At 29.0% G+C, this 16,565-nt stretch carries 10 protein-coding genes and 1 pseudogene; all 11 read left to right on the top strand.

Translation table 11 applies throughout. The features are described from left to right. Positions 1 to 95: 95 nt before the first annotated feature. The 11 genes and pseudogenes from ACQZHJ_RS14680 (at position 96) to rpsA (ending at position 16,521) form a co-directional block, all read left to right on the top strand. Complete coding sequence (locus ACQZHJ_RS14680; protein WP_430486299.1) at positions 96 to 992, top strand: metal ABC transporter substrate-binding protein; 897 nt, start codon at positions 96 to 98, stop codon at positions 990 to 992. Between the two features lie 187 nt (positions 993 to 1,179). After that, the gene (gene licT / locus ACQZHJ_RS14675) at positions 1,180 to 2,028 is read left to right on the top strand and encodes a BglG family transcription antiterminator LicT (RefSeq protein ID WP_430486298.1); all 849 of its coding nucleotides are present in this window, start codon (positions 1,180 to 1,182) and stop codon (positions 2,026 to 2,028) included. A 156-nt stretch (positions 2,029 to 2,184) separates the two neighbouring features. Further along, positions 2,185 to 4,217, top strand: a pseudogene (gene ptsG, locus ACQZHJ_RS14670) (glucose-specific PTS transporter subunit IIBC). A 97-nt stretch (positions 4,218 to 4,314) separates the two neighbouring features. Beyond that, the gene (locus ACQZHJ_RS14665) at positions 4,315 to 6,102 is read left to right on the top strand and encodes a MutS family DNA mismatch repair protein (protein ID WP_430486297.1); all 1,788 of its coding nucleotides are present in this window, start codon (positions 4,315 to 4,317) and stop codon (positions 6,100 to 6,102) included. A 196-nt stretch (positions 6,103 to 6,298) separates the two neighbouring features. Continuing rightward, positions 6,299 to 8,044: a DUF262 domain-containing protein gene (locus tag ACQZHJ_RS14660; protein ID WP_430486296.1), complete on the top strand. Its 1,746-nt coding sequence runs from the start codon at positions 6,299 to 6,301 to the stop codon at positions 8,042 to 8,044. Positions 8,045 to 8,159: 115 nt separating this feature from the next. Next, complete coding sequence (locus ACQZHJ_RS14655; RefSeq protein ID WP_430486295.1) at positions 8,160 to 12,116, top strand: beta-N-acetylglucosaminidase domain-containing protein; 3,957 nt, start codon at positions 8,160 to 8,162, stop codon at positions 12,114 to 12,116. A 364-nt stretch (positions 12,117 to 12,480) separates the two neighbouring features. After that, the gene (locus ACQZHJ_RS14650) at positions 12,481 to 13,383 is read left to right on the top strand and encodes an exonuclease domain-containing protein (RefSeq protein WP_430486294.1); all 903 of its coding nucleotides are present in this window, start codon (positions 12,481 to 12,483) and stop codon (positions 13,381 to 13,383) included. A gap of 86 nt (positions 13,384 to 13,469) precedes the next feature. Next, positions 13,470 to 13,877: a CBS domain-containing protein gene (locus tag ACQZHJ_RS14645; protein WP_430486293.1), complete on the top strand. Its 408-nt coding sequence runs from the start codon at positions 13,470 to 13,472 to the stop codon at positions 13,875 to 13,877. A gap of 267 nt (positions 13,878 to 14,144) precedes the next feature. Next, positions 14,145 to 14,912 carry a peroxide stress protein YaaA gene (gene yaaA / locus ACQZHJ_RS14640; RefSeq protein ID WP_430486292.1) on the top strand — a complete coding sequence of 256 codons (768 nt, stop codon included), beginning with the start codon at positions 14,145 to 14,147 and terminating at the stop codon, positions 14,910 to 14,912. A gap of 107 nt (positions 14,913 to 15,019) precedes the next feature. Next, positions 15,020 to 15,223 (top strand): heavy-metal-associated domain-containing protein, encoded by a 204-nt coding sequence (locus ACQZHJ_RS14635; RefSeq protein ID WP_430486291.1) that lies wholly within the window; start codon positions 15,020 to 15,022, stop codon positions 15,221 to 15,223. Between the two features lie 161 nt (positions 15,224 to 15,384). Then, positions 15,385 to 16,521, top strand: coding sequence for a 30S ribosomal protein S1 (rpsA, locus tag ACQZHJ_RS14630; RefSeq protein ID WP_430486290.1), 1,137 nt, complete (start codon positions 15,385 to 15,387; stop codon positions 16,519 to 16,521). The last annotated feature ends 44 nt before the right edge of the window (positions 16,522 to 16,565 follow it).

Raw genomic sequence — 16,565 nt, 5'->3', positions numbered from 1 at the left:
ATCATATTAGTTTTTTTATAAATATTGACAATTATAAAAAAGTAATATAAAGTTTATAATATAATAATGCAAATCATTTGCAAACAGGAGGAAGTATGAGAAAGAAAATAGTAACAGTTTTTTTAGGAATTATCATGGCTGTATTTTTTGTAGGATGTCAAAATGCTAAAACTGCTGAGAATAAAACTGATGATGGAAAGATAGATGTAATGGTAAGTATCGAACCTTTAAGAGAATTTACTCAGATAATAGGTGGAGATAAGGTTAATGTTAAAACAATGGTTCCAAATGGGTCAGAGCCACATGATTTTGAGCCTAAGACAAATGATTTAATTGCCTTAAATGATTCAAAAGTATTTGTTTATAACGGTTTAGGGATGGAACATTGGATAGATCAGGTTTTAAATACAATAGAGAATAAAGATGTTAAAGTAGTTAATGCTTCAGAAGGTGCTGATGTGTTAAAAGAGGGAGATAAGGTAGATCCACATCTTTGGTTAAGCTTAGATGGTGCTAAAAGAGAGGCACTTAATATAAAAAATGCTTTAGTAGAAGTAGATCCAAGCAATAAGGATTACTATGAAGCAAATTACAATAAGTTTGCAGAACAAGCTAATTCATTAATAAATGAATATAAAGGTAAATTTGATGGATTAAAGAATAAAGATTTTATTACAGGACATGCAGCTTTTGGATACTTATGCAGAGAGTTTGGTTTAAAGCAAGTAAGTGTTGAAAATTTATTTGGAGAGGGAGAAATAACTCCTCAAAGAATGCAAGAAATAGTTGAATTCTGCAAAAAAAATAATATAAAGACTATATTTATGCCAGAGTTAGCAAGTGAGAAAGTATCACAAACTTTAGCTAATGAAGTTGGTGGTAAGATTGAGAAAATTTATACTTTAGAGAGTAACGAAGATGGTATTAGTTACATAGATGCTATGAAGGATAATTTAGAAAGAATATATACTTCTCTTCAGTCACAAAACTAAAGTCGAAAAATGTAAAAATGGAGTAAGCAAAAGCTTTACAGTACCAATTTTAGATGCTATAATTGTAGTGAAATTAAAGAAAAAAGGATTGTTACTGCAAAAGCAGGCAATACCTAAATTAAGAATCATATAATATGTTCTTAGTTTAGGTTTTTTATTTTCTCGAGACCAAGGAGTTGAGAAATCTATGATCATAGAGAAAATCCTTAATAACAATGTAGTAGTATCAATAGACCCAAGGACTAAAAAGGAAGTTATTTTAATGGGATGTGGAATAGCTTTTAAGAAAAAAGTAGGTCAAGAAGTTGAGGAAAATAAGATAGAAAAAACTTTTACTGTTGATAAGCGTGGAATTGGAGATAAGATAAAAAGACTTATTAACCAAATTCCAGATGGAATATTTCAGCTTGCTCATGAAACGATTATACATGCTGAAAAAACTCTAGATAGAAAGCTTGATAAACAGGTTTATATTTCCTTAGCAGACCATATAGCTTTTTCTATAAAAAGGTATCAAAAGAACATTCAAATTAAAAATGAATTTTTACATGAGATAAAAAGGATTCATAAAGAAGAATTTGAAATAGGACTGTGGGCAGTAGATCACATTAATTCAAAATTAAAAATATCATTGCCCATTGATGAGGCAGGATTTATAGCATTACATATAATAAATGCTACCTATCAAGAGACAGCAAGTCAATCAACAAAGATGACTAACATCGTAAAAGGAATTTTAAATATCATAAGATATAATTTTAATGTTGAGTTTGACGATGATGATATAAATTATGATAGGTTACTAACACATTTGAAGTATTTCGCTAAGAGGGTTATGACAGATACTCAAGGAAATACTCAAGAGAATACATTTTTAGATGTTATTAAAGTAAATTATAAGGATGCATATGAGTGTGCTATAAAGATAAAAGATTACATGGATAAAAAATATAGTTATCAAGTTAGTGATGACGAAATATTATATTTAACAATGCATATTCACAGAGTAATATCTGTAATAAAAGAGAATATTTAGGATTGTTACTGATTTAGCAGGCAAGACTTGGATTTATTATGTAAATACTTATTACTTATAAAATAAGTGTTTTAAAGGAATAATAAATTTAAGTCTTTATTTTTTTATATTTAAGGAATTATAAATAAAGAAATTATTTTAGAAGGAGAGATTAAGATGAAGAAAGCTTTTGGAGTTTTACAAAGAATAGGTAAAGCCTTAATGTTACCAGTTGCTTTATTACCAGCTGCAGGTTTATTACTTGGATTTGGTACGATGTTTCAAAACCAAGATTTCTTAAATCTTGTTCCAGCTTTAAATGTAGGTTGGTTCCAGATGGTTGCAACTATAATGACAGAAGCAGGAAATATTATATTTGCTAACTTAGCATTATTATTCGCAGTAGGTGTTGCTGTTGGTTTATCAGAAGGTGATGGTGTTGCAGGGCTTGCAGCAATCGTTGGTTTCCTAATACTTAATGTAACTATGGGAATCGGTGGTGGAATCACTTTAGAGACTGTTGAAACTGTAAAAAATGGTATGTATGCAACTGTTCTTGGTGTTCCAACACTTCAGACCGGTGTGTTTGGTGGTATAATAATTGGGGTTGTAGCCTCAGCTCTATATAAAAAGTTTTATAAAATAGAATTACCTTCATATTTAGGATTTTTTGCAGGTAAAAGATTCGTTCCAATAGTAACTGCAGTAGCAGCCTTAATATTAGGTGGAATTATGTTAGTTATCTGGCCACCAATTCAAAGTGGATTATTATACTTCTCAAAAAATATGATAGATGCTAACCCAACAATAGCAGCATTCTTATTTGGATTAATAGAAAGAGCATTAATCCCATTTGGATTACACCATATTTGGTATAACCCATTCTGGTTCCAATTTGGAGAATATACAAATAATGCTGGTCAATTAATAATGGGTGATCAACAGATCTTCTTTGCTCAATTAAGAGATGGTGTTCCATTTACAGCAGGTACATTTATGACAGGTAAGTTCCCATTCATGATGTTTGGTTTACCAGCAGCAGCTTTAGCAATGTATCATGAAGCTAAACCAGGTAAGAAGAAAATAGCATCTGGTATATTATTCTCAGCTGCATTAACATCATTCTTAACTGGTATTACAGAGCCACTAGAATTTGCATTCTTATTCGTTGCACCAGTTTTATTTGCTATACACTGTGTATTAGCAGGACTTTCATTTATGATAATGCAAATATTAAATGTTAAAGTAGGTATGACATTCTCAGGTGGTCTTATTGACTTTATGTTATTTGGAGTAATACCAAACAGAACTAGATGGTGGTTAGTAATAGTTGTAGGATTATGCTTTTCAGTAGTTTACTATTTCTTATTCAGATTCTTTATTAGAAAGTTTGATCTTAAGACTCCAGGTAGAGAAGATGATGACATATTTGATGATATAGATAATGAACATTCTACTGCAAATGATGATTTAGCAGCTGAAATTTTAATAGCTTTAGGTGGTGCAAGCAACATAAGTAAGTTAGATGCGTGTATAACAAGATTAAGAGTAACAGTTAATGATTCAAGTAAAGTTGATAAAAATAGATTAAAAGAGCTTGGAGCAGCTGGTGTAATGCAAGTTGGGGAAAACATTCAAGCTATATTTGGTGGAAAATCAGACGTCCTTAAAACTCAAATTAGAGAAATTATGAGTGGCATGGGGGGAAAGTAGTAAAGTCAAAGAAGAAAAAGATAAAAAAAGGCAAAGCCTTAGATGAGATAATCGTATCTCCTATGAGTGGGAAAATAATTGAATTAGAAGAAGTTGATGATGAAATATTTTCTTGTAAGCTTATGGGAGATGGTATTGCTATAGAACCTTCAAAAGGAATATTATGCTCACCTGTTAATGGAAAGGTAACTTGGATTTCAAAAACAAGACATTCTATAAAAATAGAAAGTGAATTTGGAAGAGAAATATTAATACATATTGGTATTGATACAGTTTCCTTAAAAGGAATGGGGTTTAAGTCCTTAGTAAAAGAAGGCGATATGGTTAAATGTGAAGATAAACTAATTTTCTTTGATTTAAACTGCTTGGAAATTAACAATATACTAAAAACTACTCCTATAATATTTACTGATTTAAAGGATAATGAATTTATCTACTTTAAGAATGGTAAAAAGATTGATATTGGAGATAAGCTTTTAGAAATACACAAAAGATAAAGAAAAGGCTCTGTATATAACATACAGAGTCTTTTATCTTGTAATAAAATATGTCAACTATGGTATAATATTAAAAAAGTACTTTGAGAGGGTAATTATGGATAATAGAAAAAGTGTTTATGAGAATAGAATAAAAGAATATTCATCTAACTTAAGAAAATTAAAGAGTGATTATAACATAATAAGCGCATTAAGACTTGTAGTTTCTTTAAGTATATTATTTTTTATATATTATGCTTATAGTATAGAATCAATTTCCTTTGGTATAGTTTTATTTTTGTTAAACTCAGCATTATTTTTATATTTAGCAAAAGTACATGAGAGCATATTAAATAAAACAAATAAAATAGAAGCTTTACTTGAGGTTAATAAAAAAGAAATTTATAGATTAGAGGGTAAGTGGAGAGAGTTTGAAGACTATGGAGAAGAATATTTAGATAATACTCATCCATTTATAAATGATTTAGATATCTTTGGGAAGAATTCGCTATTTCAATGGATAAATGAAACAGGTACAATTTACGGAAGAAAAAAACTGAGCAATTTATTAAAGTTAGAAAAGTTACCTACTGAAAAAGAAATCTTAAATAGACAAGAGGCTTTAAAAGAGCTTTCTAAAAAGGTTGATTTTAGACATGAGTTTATTGCTTCTTTAAGGGATAAAAAAGGTAAGGAAGAAAAGTACCTTGGTGCTTGGCTTAAGAACAAAGAAAAGAGTTTATCACCAATAATAAACTTATCAAGAATATTTATGCCCATAATAAATATTGGGCTAACTGTTTTTGTGGCTATGAATATTGTTGGATGGCAAGTGTTATTACTTTCTCTTTTATTAAGTTTTGCAATATTAAAAGTTGCAAGTAAAGAGGTTATAAATGGATTAAATATATTTGAAGATTTAAAGTATAGAATTAAAACTTATGTAAGTGCATTAGAGCTTATAGAAAATGAAAAATTTGAATCTCCTATATTAAAAGAGATAAAAGAAACTTTAAATAAAAATAATATAAGTGCTAGTAGTAGATTAAAGAAGCTAGAAAAGATAACAACTTGGCTGTATGATAGGGGAAATGCATTTTATATAATATTAAATTGTTATTTAATGTGGGATTATCAGATATTAGTTAAGCTTGAAAAATGGAAAGAAGAAAATAAAGAAGAATTTCCTAATTGGATGAATGCTTTAGGTGAGTTTGAAGTATTAGTATCTTTAGCAGGGTTCACATACAATAATAAGAGTTGGATTATACCTAAAGTGAATAGTGACTATACATTAAAAGGTGTTAATTTAAGCCACCCTATGCTAGGAGAAAAGGGCGTAGGAAATACCTTTGAAATAAGTAAAGATAAGAGAGTAATTTTAATTACTGGATCTAATATGTCTGGTAAGAGTACGTTCTTAAGAACTGTAGGGTTTAATTGTATATTAACTTACTTAGGATTACCTGTTAAAGGAGAGTGTTTTGAGGCTCCTATTTTAAAAGTTTATACTTGCATGAGAACAGGAGATAATCTTGAAGAGAGTATATCATCATTCTATGCTGAAATACTTAGAATAAAGATCATTGTGGAAGGAGCTAAAAAGAAAGAAAAGATTTTATTCCTTTTAGATGAAATATTCAAGGGAACAAACTCTTTAGATAGACATGAAGGAGCTGAGATTTTAATAAATCAGCTTTTAGAAGGAAATACTTTAGGGTTAGTTTCAACACATGACTTTGAACTTTGTGAGATGGAGAAAGAAAATCCTACTGTTCAGAATTATAATTTTAGAGAATATTATGAAGATAATAAGTTGAAGTTTGATTATATCTTAAGAAAAGGTGTTTCACAAACAAGAAATGCTAGGTATTTAATGAAAATGGCAGGAATTGATATAAAATAAGTTGGTTTAATTACTATATTATGTATTAAAATATAGCAATATAACTTATATTTAGACAAATTAAATTAATTTTGATATAATAAAATAATGAGATATTTTTTGAAAAAGGCCTTAAATGGCTTTTTTTCATGAGTAGAGTTATTAAGTAAAAGAGACTTTAAATAAATAGCAGAAAATTTTAGGAGGCATGTATATTTTGTTTACAGAAAAGGTAAAAGCAAAAGAATATTACATAAAGGATTTATTAAGCAATAAGTTCTTATTTGAAATTCCAGATTATCAAAGAGCATATTCATGGACTAAAGAAAACTTAAAGCAATTAGTTGATGATATTTGGGAATCAGTAGAATTAAATAAAAATGTTAGAAGTAAAGAATTTGATGAATATGAACCATATTTCATAGGAAGCATAGTTTTATGTTCAAAAGAATATAAAGACGATGGATGTGGAATATATGATGTTATAGATGGTCAACAAAGACTTACTTCAATAATCATGTTAATAGCTACTATAAGAGATTTAATAGACAATGAAGAGTATAAGAAAGTTTTATCAGACTTAATATACCAAAAGCCAAATATGCTTATGGGAATAAAAGAGAGCATAAGAGTTAAATCAAGAGGAAAAGAAGAAGAGTTCTTCAAGAAGTACATATTAACTGAAGGTGGTACTACTTTAGTTAAAGATTTAGATCTTACTGAACTTTCAGAAGCTAAACAAAACATGGTTAATGCTATAGAAGTATTTAGAGCTAGCTTCTTAAATGAAGAAGGAGAAGTTATAGAAGAGAAGTTAAACGAGTTTATAGTTTACTTACTTCAAAAAGTTGTTTTAGTAGTAATAACTACTGAATCATTTACTTCAGCATTCAGACTATTCAATGTTATAAATGCTAGAGGGTTACCTTTAACAGATTCAGATCTTCTAAAGAGTGAGAACTTAAGAGTTATGAACCCAGAAATAAGAAAAGAATTCACTGATATATGGGAAAATCATGAGCAAGATTTAGGAAAAGAAAAGCTTGACCAAATCATAGGATTCATGAGAACTATGAAGCTTAAAAAGAAAGCGGAAGAGAGTATATATGAAGAGTTTAGCAAGAAAATATTCAGAGAAGAGCCTGAATATTTAGGAGTTAACTTTGTAAATCATTTAACTTCTGTAAAAGCTTTATATGACAAATATATAGTTGATGCAGAGTTAGAAAATGTATCAGCAGAAGAAAAAGTTTACTACAAAAACTTAGTAAACATAATGAGAGAATTCTTACCATATGATGATTGGATGGCAGCTGTTATAAGATTTGCTGAGAAATTCAATGATGATAAGTTAGTTTTAGAATTCGTAAAAGTTTTAGAGAAGAGACTTGTTATTGACTGGGTAAATGGAAATTCATTTGCTGATAGATTAAACAGAGTTTATGATATATTAAAAGCTATAGAAGTTAAGGACTCATTAGAAGCTATAAAGGAAGAGTCTGTATTCTTATATGATTTAGAGAGAACTACAGCTTACTTTGAAAATGCTTTAAATGATATAGATTTCTATAGCAAAGGTAGAATGATGATACCTAAGTATATATTTGTAAGACTTGATATGGAGAAGAGACCAAATGAAGTTTTAGATTATAGTGATAAGATAATGATAGAACATGTTCTTCCTAGAAATGCTAAAGAAGCTTACTGGAAAGATAATTTCAATGCAGATCAAAGAAGAAACTGGGCTAATAAATTCGGAAACTTAGTTATAATAAGTGGAGCTAAGAATACAAGAGCTAACAATAAACCTTTTGCAGAAAAAGTTGAGCAATACTTAAGCAAGAAGAGTGATTTTGCTATAACTAAAGAAGTTTTAGATTTAACTGATTGGAACATGGATTCACTAAAAGAAAGACATGAAGATTTAGTTGAAAGAGCTTTAGTTCTTTGGACTAGATTCTAATAGTTTTTAAGCATCAAACTAAAAAGTTTGGTGCTTTTTTTACACTCTAATTTACAATAAATGGTAGAAGTGATATATTTATTATATGGGATAAATTGTAAATTGGGGTGGGGAAATGATAAAAGGAAAGCAAAAATTTTTAACTATGTTTTTAAGTGGAATGCTTGTATTTAATTTTGTAACTACTACTCAAGTAATGGCAACAGAAAAGAATACTGAGGAAAAGGTTACAGTTAAAAATATAAATCCAAAGGTTAAAACTTTAGAAGAATTAGGTAATGGTTTTTTATTAACAAAGAATGTGAATATCATAGGTGAAGATACCGCAGATAGTGAAGCTGTTAATTTTCTAAAAGAGATTTTAGGAGGTTATGGAATTGGTGTTTCAAAAACTTTTGATAGGAATAATACAACTATAGTTTTAGGTGAGGTTTCAGGTGACGACGTTGATCAAGAAGTAGTGGAAATAGTTACTTCACTAAATAAAAGTAATGACGAGGCTTTAACAAAAAAAGATGGATACATACTACATTCTTCTAATGATTATGAAGGTGGAGAAAGTGGTGTAATAGTTATAGCTGGTAAAGAAGAGGAGGGAACTTATTATGGTGTTAGTTCTTTAAAGCAAATACTTCATGGAGGAGAGGAAGTTAAGATACCAGAAGTACATGTAAGTGATTACTCTTCAATAGAATTCAGAGGAATAGTAGAAGGGTTTTATGGAGAACAATGGTCTCATGAAAATAGGAAAAGCCTTTTAGAGCTATCTGGAGACTATAAGATGAACTCATACATCTATGGTCCAAAAGATGATCCATATCATAGAGACAAGTGGAGAGATCCATATCCAGAAGGAGAAGCTAAAAAAATTCAAGAATTAGCTACAGTTGCCTCTAAAAATAATGTTGACTTTGTATGGGCTATACACCCCGGTGGAAGTATAACTTTTACAGAGCAGGATTATACTGATTTATTAAACAAGTGCAACCTTATGTATGATTTAGGAGTAAGAGCTTTTGCTGTTTTCTTTGATGATATAAGTGGACCAGGTGCTGATGCAAATAAACAGGCTGAGTTTTTAAATAGATTAAATGAAGATTTAGTAAAAGGAAAGGGAGATGTTGCTTCACTTATTATGTGTCCAACAGAGTACAATAAGTGGTGGGCAAATCCTAACCCTGGAACTTATTTAGATATATTAGGAGAAAAACTAGACAAAGATGTACAAATAATGTGGACAGGCGATAGAGTAATGTCTGATATAAATAAAACTTCTTTAGAATGGGTTAATAATAGGGTTAAGAGAGATGTTTATGTTTGGTGGAATTTTCCTGTAAATGATTATTGTAGAGATAGATTATTATTAGGTGAATCTTATGGATTAGCTAATGATGTTGATAATGCTTCGGGTTTTGTATCAAATCCTATGAACCAAGCACAAGCATCAAAGTTTTCTTTATATAGCATTGCAAACTATTCATGGAATGTGGAAGATTATAATTCAACAGAAAGTTGGAATAATGCAATAGAAGCCTTAGTACCAGAAGTTCAAAATGATTTTAAAATTTTTGGTATTCATAATGCAGATGCCTATACTGATTATCATCAATATAGAAGAAAAGAATCAGAGCATATGAAGCCTTTTGTTGAAGAATTTAGAACTAATCTTGAAAGTGATGGTGATATAAAAGCTTCTGCAGAAAGAATATTAGAAGAGTTTGTTTTAATAGAAAATGCAGGTAGAAATATATATGAAAATTGTGCCGATGAAGGAATAATAGCAGATGTAGAACCTTGGGTACTTGCTTTTGAACAGTTAGGAATAGCAGGGCAAAGCGTTATTAATTCCATATTAGCTCTTCAGGAAGGAAATTTTGAGAGCTGGTGGGAAAATTATTCAAAGACTAAACAAGCATTAGATGAAATGAAGAGAATAAGTGATTCTAATAATTTTGGAGAGAGAAGAGGTGCAAATGTTGCAACTCATGTTTTAACTCCTTTGGTTAAAGATATGTTTGTGGAAAGTGAAAATCTTTATAAAGAAATTTTGGGGGATACAAATACTAGCATTTATGAATTAAATCCAATAACTTCATACAATAATACTAATCTAGAAGCTATGGTTGATGGAGATGAGGGAACAAATTCTTATATTCAGGTTCAACAAAAGAATGGAGATTATTATGGAGTAGATTTGGGGGAAGTTATTCCTGTAAATGATGTTAGAATTCTTCAAGGTAGAACAGATTCAGATCATGACATCTTCCATAGAGGAATATTAGAGTATTCAGTAGATGGTAAAACCTGGGTTGGTATAGGCGATGAGAGAGAAGGATATGAAATAGTAGCAGAGGATTTAGGCATAGAGGCAAGGTATATTAGATATAGATTAACTCATGCAGGTATTCCAGGAGGGAAACCAGATTTATGGACTGCTGTAAGAGAGTTCTCTATAAATAATAAAACTCCTCAAAAAAATATTACAAATATTGAGGAACTTAAAGGGTTAAAGGTAAAAGTTAAAGATGATGGAACTATAAGTTATCCTAAGGTTAATGATTTAGTTGTTGAAAAGGATGAATACCTAGGATTTGAATTAAATAGCTTAATTAAAATTACAAGTCTAAATTTAGATTTTGAATCAGAGAGAAGTCCTTTGACTTTAGAGTATTCAATAAATGGAATAGAGTGGAATGAATATAATGGTTCACCTATAGTAGCTAAATATGTAAGAGCTATAAATAAGGGTGAAGAAGCTACAACAGGAAATATTAAAAAGTTTGAGGTAAGTCAAGTTGTCAATGCAAGTCCAGTTGCTACTACTAATGCTACTGTTTATGAAGGTGAAACTAGCAATTTAGTTGACGGAAACAAATCAACTCATTTATGGACTGAAGAACAAAGAACAGGACAATGTTATCAAGTTGATTTAGGAGGACAAGTTGAACTTCATGATGTTACAGTTTATATGGATAGAGGAGACTATATAAGATCAGGTGTATTAGAAGTTTCTAAGAATGGAGAGAGTTGGACTACACTAAATGATTTCTCTGCTATACCACAAGGAAATAATTTTACAAGTAATTTAATGAGAGAAGTTAATAAGATAGTAAGTAAGTTTGATAGTAGCCTAAGAAAATATGAGGAGCCTAATACAAAGGTTGATTATAAAGAGATTACAGGAGATGCTGAAGGAGAAAGTTATAGATATATTAGATTAAGAGTTACTGGTGACAGTAATTATTGGGCTAAAATAAATGAAATTGAGTTTAATAAGGATGTACCGGAAGAGATTATATCAGCAGTTTCTGGAAATCTAAATGGAGAATTCGCTAAAGTTGCTGATGGAAGAATTGATACTGCGTATATTGCAGGTACAAATCCAAAAGAAGGAGATTATTTATTATACAAAATGATAACTGTTAAGCCTATGGATAGCATAAATATTCTTCAAAATCCTAAGAACATATCAAATGGAGTTGTTAGTGTTAGAGTATTAGGGGAAGGATGGATTAAATTAGGAACCTTAGATAGTAGTTTCAATTATATAGACTTATCTTCTTTAAAAAATAAAAATGTTCTTGATATAAAAATAGATTGGGTTGAGAATGGAGTAAAGCCATTTATTTATGAAATAACGCCGATTTATAAAGATGGAGACGAAAGCAATAAAGAAGAGTTAATATCAAAAGTAGATGAAGCTAATGTTTTATTAGAAGAATCTGTAGAAGGTATTAAAATTGGGGAATATCATGAAGGTAGTAAAGAGAGATTAGAGAATGCTATAAAATCAGCAACTTTAGTTATTGAAAACAGTGCAGTTACTATTGTAGAAATAAATGAAGCATTAAATAAGTTAAATGACTCATTAGAAAAGTTTACTAGGTGCTTAATAACAGAGTCAACAGGTGATTTAAATGGTGATGGAAAAATTAATGTTGGTGATTTAGCTATTGTTTCTAAATTAATAGAAACAAATTTAGAAAGTAACTTGGATTTAGCTGATTTAGATTTAGACGGAGAAGTATCAGAATATGAAATAGTATTTATCTCAAACAGAATATTAAATTAAGATTAAATATAAATATGAGGCTAAAAGTTTGGATTGATAAATAAGACATACTTTAGTCTCTGTTTTTTTATGAAACCTTTATATATTCTTTTATGAATCATAGAGTAAAAAGTTTTAATAAGGTTAAATTATAGCAATATTGTAAATTTTGAATAAAGATGATTAAGAAAACATAAAGTTAAAGCTTCTCTATTGAAAATTTTTGTTATACTCCATAAAATAGATGTTATATGAGTTAAAGTAATTAAAATCCTTAATTTGTACAATTAATTCATATAGAATAAATAATAGCTTATTTTAATGAAAAAAATATGTTTTCGTGGCATAATTATATATGGATACAGATAGTGAGAGGATGTAGAGAATGGGGTATGTAATAATAGACCTAGAATTTAATAATATGCAAAACATTACTAAGTTTTATCCTAATATTTATAATGAACATAAGGAACTTAGGGAATTAGATTCTTATAATGAAATAATAGAGATTGGCGCAATAAAATTAAATAAATTTATGCAAAAAATAGATGAGTTTAAAGCTTATATAAAACCATCTGTTTTTAAAGTATTAAATCCTAAGATAATAGATATAACAGGAATAACAGAGGAAAACTTAAAAGATGGAATTAAATTCGAGGATGCTATGGACAACCTTAAGGAGTTTACAGGAGAAGATGATATTTTATGTTCTTGGGCAACAGATGATATTGTTCATATAGTAAATAATGCAAAATATCATGATTATGAGAATATAAGTTGGATTAAAAAATATATAGATATACAAAAATATTGCACTAAAATTTTAGCTCATAAAAAATCATTAAGTCTTAAACATGCTTTAGAAGAGCTAAAAATAAAGATTGATGAAAGTAAGTTACATGATGCTTTAAATGATGCGGTTTATACAGCAGAAGTTTTTAAAAGACTTTATAATGGCAAAAAAGTAAAAGAATATATAGTTGAAGACGTCTATAATATGCCATCTATAAGAGTTAAGGATTTAAAAAATTATGATTTAGAGTGTGAGGATGTTGAGTTTCGATGTCCTAAGTGTAATGTTAGGGTAGATAAAGACTATCCGTTTAAATTATTCAGCTGGAGATTTGTTTCTATAGGAAGATGTCCTAAATGTAATAGAAATATAAGGCAAGAAGTTGTACTAAAAAAGACTTTAGCAGGAGCCTTAGTTTTTGAATCTACTAATTCACTAATAAATGACACGGAATATATAGATCTTGATTACAAATTTAAAAAATTAGCTAAATGATAATATATTGTTACTTTAATAACAATATGTATGATAAAATTAAGTTATAATAATTATTATAAATAAATTAGGGGAATTGATTGATTATGAACATTGCTTTTTTTCTAACACCAAAGAGTGAAGTAGCTTATGAATATACAGATGCAACAATGAGACAAGTTATAGAGAGAATGGAGCATCATGGATATACAGCTATTCCACTTATAGATAAGAATGGAAAGTACGTAGGCACTTTAACAGAGGGAGATTTACTTTGGACTTTAAAGAGAAATCCAGAGTTAAACTTCAAAAATACTAATACTGTAAGTGTCAGAGAAATACCAAGAAGAGTTAAACATAAGAGTGTTTGTATAAATGAGAATATGGAAAGTTTAATATCTTTAGCTATTTCTCAAAACTTTGTACCAGTTGTAGATGATAATGGTACTTTTATAGGGATAATAAAGAGAAGTGATATAATAAATCACTGTTATAATAGTCTTTACGTTAAGTAATTTAAGGTCATAAGACCTTAAATTACTTTTTTTATTTAGATATATTTTAAGTGAGGGCTGTGATTGAAATGTAGCTTTTTGTCAATATTTTGATTGAAAAAATTATATATATTTTTTTTGAAAAAATATATTGATAGATTAGAATAAAGAGATTATTATTAAGTATATTTGAATAATTTTATAATAATATGTTTACTGTATTTTCAAGTAAAAATATTTTATTATATAATAATTTTAATCAGATTAGTAAAGAGAGAGGTGATTATTATGTTAGCTGTATTATCGCCTGCAAAGACTTTAGATTTGACTAATGTAGAAAACCTAAATATACGTGTTAGTGAGCCGATATTTCTTGAAGAAGCAGAAATTATAATGGATAATCTTAAGAGATTAGAGGTTCCAGAAATTTGCTCATTAATGAAAATAAGTGAGGATTTAGGAGTACATACATTCACTAAAATTCAGGATTGGAATACAATTTATTATGGTGATGAAAAGCCTTTTGTTTTAGCGTTTAAAGGTGAAGCATATAGAGGTTTAAATGCAGATGATTTTACTGAAGAAGATTTGGAGTTTTGTAATGATTCATTGAGAATATTATCAGGACTTTATGGAGTCATAAAGCCACTAGATGGTACAAAGGCATATAGATTAGAAATGGGAACCAAAATATCAATAGAAGGCTCTAAAAATCTTTATGATTTCTGGGGAAATAAGATAGAAGAGTCTATTTTAGAAGATTTAGAAGATCATAATGAAAAAGTTATTATAAATTTAGCATCTAATGAGTATTATAAATCTATAAAGAAGATTGAGAAAAAAGTTAGAGTTATAACACCTATATTCAAAGAAAGAAAAGGTTTTGAATATAAGGTAGTCACTGTCTATGCAAAAAAAGCTAGAGGTGAGATGGTTAGATATATTACTAAAAATAAAATAACTGATTCTGAGAGTTTGAAGAAATTTGACTTAGATGGATATGAATTTAATGTAGAACTTTCAGAAGGGGATACTTGGGTATTTACTAGAGGTTAGCATTAAAAATCATAGATATTAAAAAATAAGGAATAATATCTGTGAGTTAAAATATAAAATTAAAGACAGAGAATATATAATAAATTGAAATTTAAGGAGAGATTATTATGAGTAAACTTATTTTAGAAATTGATGGAATGTCATGTTCAAACTGTGTTAGACACGTTGAGGCTGCCTTATTAGACATAGACGGAGTTGAGGTTTTAGAAGTTGAAGTAGGTAAAGCAGTTATTGATACTGAAGTTGATGAAGATACTCTAAGAGATGCTTTAGAGGAAGTAGGTTATGAGTTAGTTTCAATCGAAGATTAATTCTAAAAGTCACTTAGTAACTACGGAGTTATTAAGTGACTTTTATTTTACAATAATTACTTGTTTTATTTTTTATAGTTCTGTAAAATATTTTATAAAGTAAACCTTAAATAAATTGTTTAGTGGTCAATATGACTATATACATAAAGGAGATGTAAAGAATGAGTGAAAATCTTACAATGTCAGATTTAATGGATAGCTTTGAGTTAAAGCATTTTCATAAGGGAGAAATAGTTAAGGGAAAAGTTATAAGTGTAAAAAGTGATGAGGTAATAGTTAATATAGGTCACTTTGCAGATGGTGTGATACCAAGAAATGAAGTATCTAATGATAAAGATTTTGATATAAATTCAATAAGTGTTGATGATGAAATATATGTAATGGTATTAAGTGGAGATGATGGAGACGGGAACGTGCTTTTATCAAAGAAAAAAGCTGATGCTATAAAAGTTTGGGATGACCTAAAAGATGCTTTTGAGAAAGAAACAACTATAAATGTTAAGTTAAAGGAAGTTGTAAAAGGTGGATTAGTAGGGGACTTCAATGGTCTTAGAGTATTTATGCCAGCTTCTCAATGTGCAGGAAGAAGAATAGAAAATTTAGAAGAATTAGTAGGAAAAACTTTAGAGGTTAGAGTTATAGAATTTAATAAAGATGCTAGAAAAGTTGTTGTTTCAAGAAGAGTTATAGAAGAAGAAATAAGAAACAACGAGAAGAAAGCACTTTGGTCTTCAATTAAATCAGGAGAAAAGAGAAGAGGAAAAGTAACTAGATTAGCTAAGTTTGGTGCTTTTGTCGATATTGGTGGAGTAGAGGGCTTAGTTCACTTGAGCGATATGTCATGGTCAAGAGTTAATAAACCAGAAGAGGTTGTAGCTGTTGGGGACGAAGTAGAAGTATTTATATCAGAAGTTAACATGGAAAAAGGAAGAATAGCTCTTTCATTAAAAGATATAGTTAAAAATCCATGGGAAACATTAGAAGGCTTAAAAGTTGGAGATGTAGTAAATGGAAAAGTAACTAATTTCATAAAAGTAGGAGCATTCGTAGAAGTAATGCCAGGAATAGAGGGATTAGTTCACATATCAGAAATTAGTGATGAAAATATAGCTAAACCATCAGATGTTTTATCATTAGGACAAGAAGTTAAGGTTAAAGTTTTAAACATAGATGATGAAAATAAAAAGATGAGCCTAAGCATAAAGGATGCTGTAGAAACTTCAACAGAATATATGCAATATAATGATGAAGAAGAGGGTTACTCATTGGCTGATTTATTCAAAGGATTAAATCTATAGGTTTTTTATAAAATAAAACTTATAGGTATATTCTGAGAATTATT

Source organism: Clostridium sp. B9, assembly GCF_050509515.1.
Taxonomy (GTDB): Bacteria; Bacillota; Clostridia; order Clostridiales; family Clostridiaceae; genus Sarcina.
This window is presented reverse-complemented; position numbering and strand designations above follow the sequence as displayed.

What these genes read in the sequence shown, in the direction of transcription:
- ACQZHJ_RS14680 (WP_430486299.1), top strand. Translation starts at nt 96, where the DNA reads ATGAGAAAGAAAATAGTAACAGTTTTTTTAGGAATTATCATGGCTGTA.
- licT (WP_430486298.1), top strand. Translation starts at nt 1,180, where the DNA reads ATGATCATAGAGAAAATCCTTAATAACAATGTAGTAGTATCAATAGAC.
- ACQZHJ_RS14665 (WP_430486297.1), top strand. Translation starts at nt 4,315, where the DNA reads ATGGATAATAGAAAAAGTGTTTATGAGAATAGAATAAAAGAATATTCA.
- ACQZHJ_RS14655 (WP_430486295.1), top strand. Translation starts at nt 8,160, where the DNA reads ATGATAAAAGGAAAGCAAAAATTTTTAACTATGTTTTTAAGTGGAATG.
- ACQZHJ_RS14650 (WP_430486294.1), top strand. Translation starts at nt 12,481, where the DNA reads ATGGGGTATGTAATAATAGACCTAGAATTTAATAATATGCAAAACATT.
- ACQZHJ_RS14645 (WP_430486293.1), top strand. Translation starts at nt 13,470, where the DNA reads ATGAACATTGCTTTTTTTCTAACACCAAAGAGTGAAGTAGCTTATGAA.
- yaaA (WP_430486292.1), top strand. Translation starts at nt 14,145, where the DNA reads ATGTTAGCTGTATTATCGCCTGCAAAGACTTTAGATTTGACTAATGTA.
- ACQZHJ_RS14635 (WP_430486291.1), top strand. Translation starts at nt 15,020, where the DNA reads ATGAGTAAACTTATTTTAGAAATTGATGGAATGTCATGTTCAAACTGT.
- rpsA (WP_430486290.1), top strand. Translation starts at nt 15,385, where the DNA reads ATGAGTGAAAATCTTACAATGTCAGATTTAATGGATAGCTTTGAGTTA.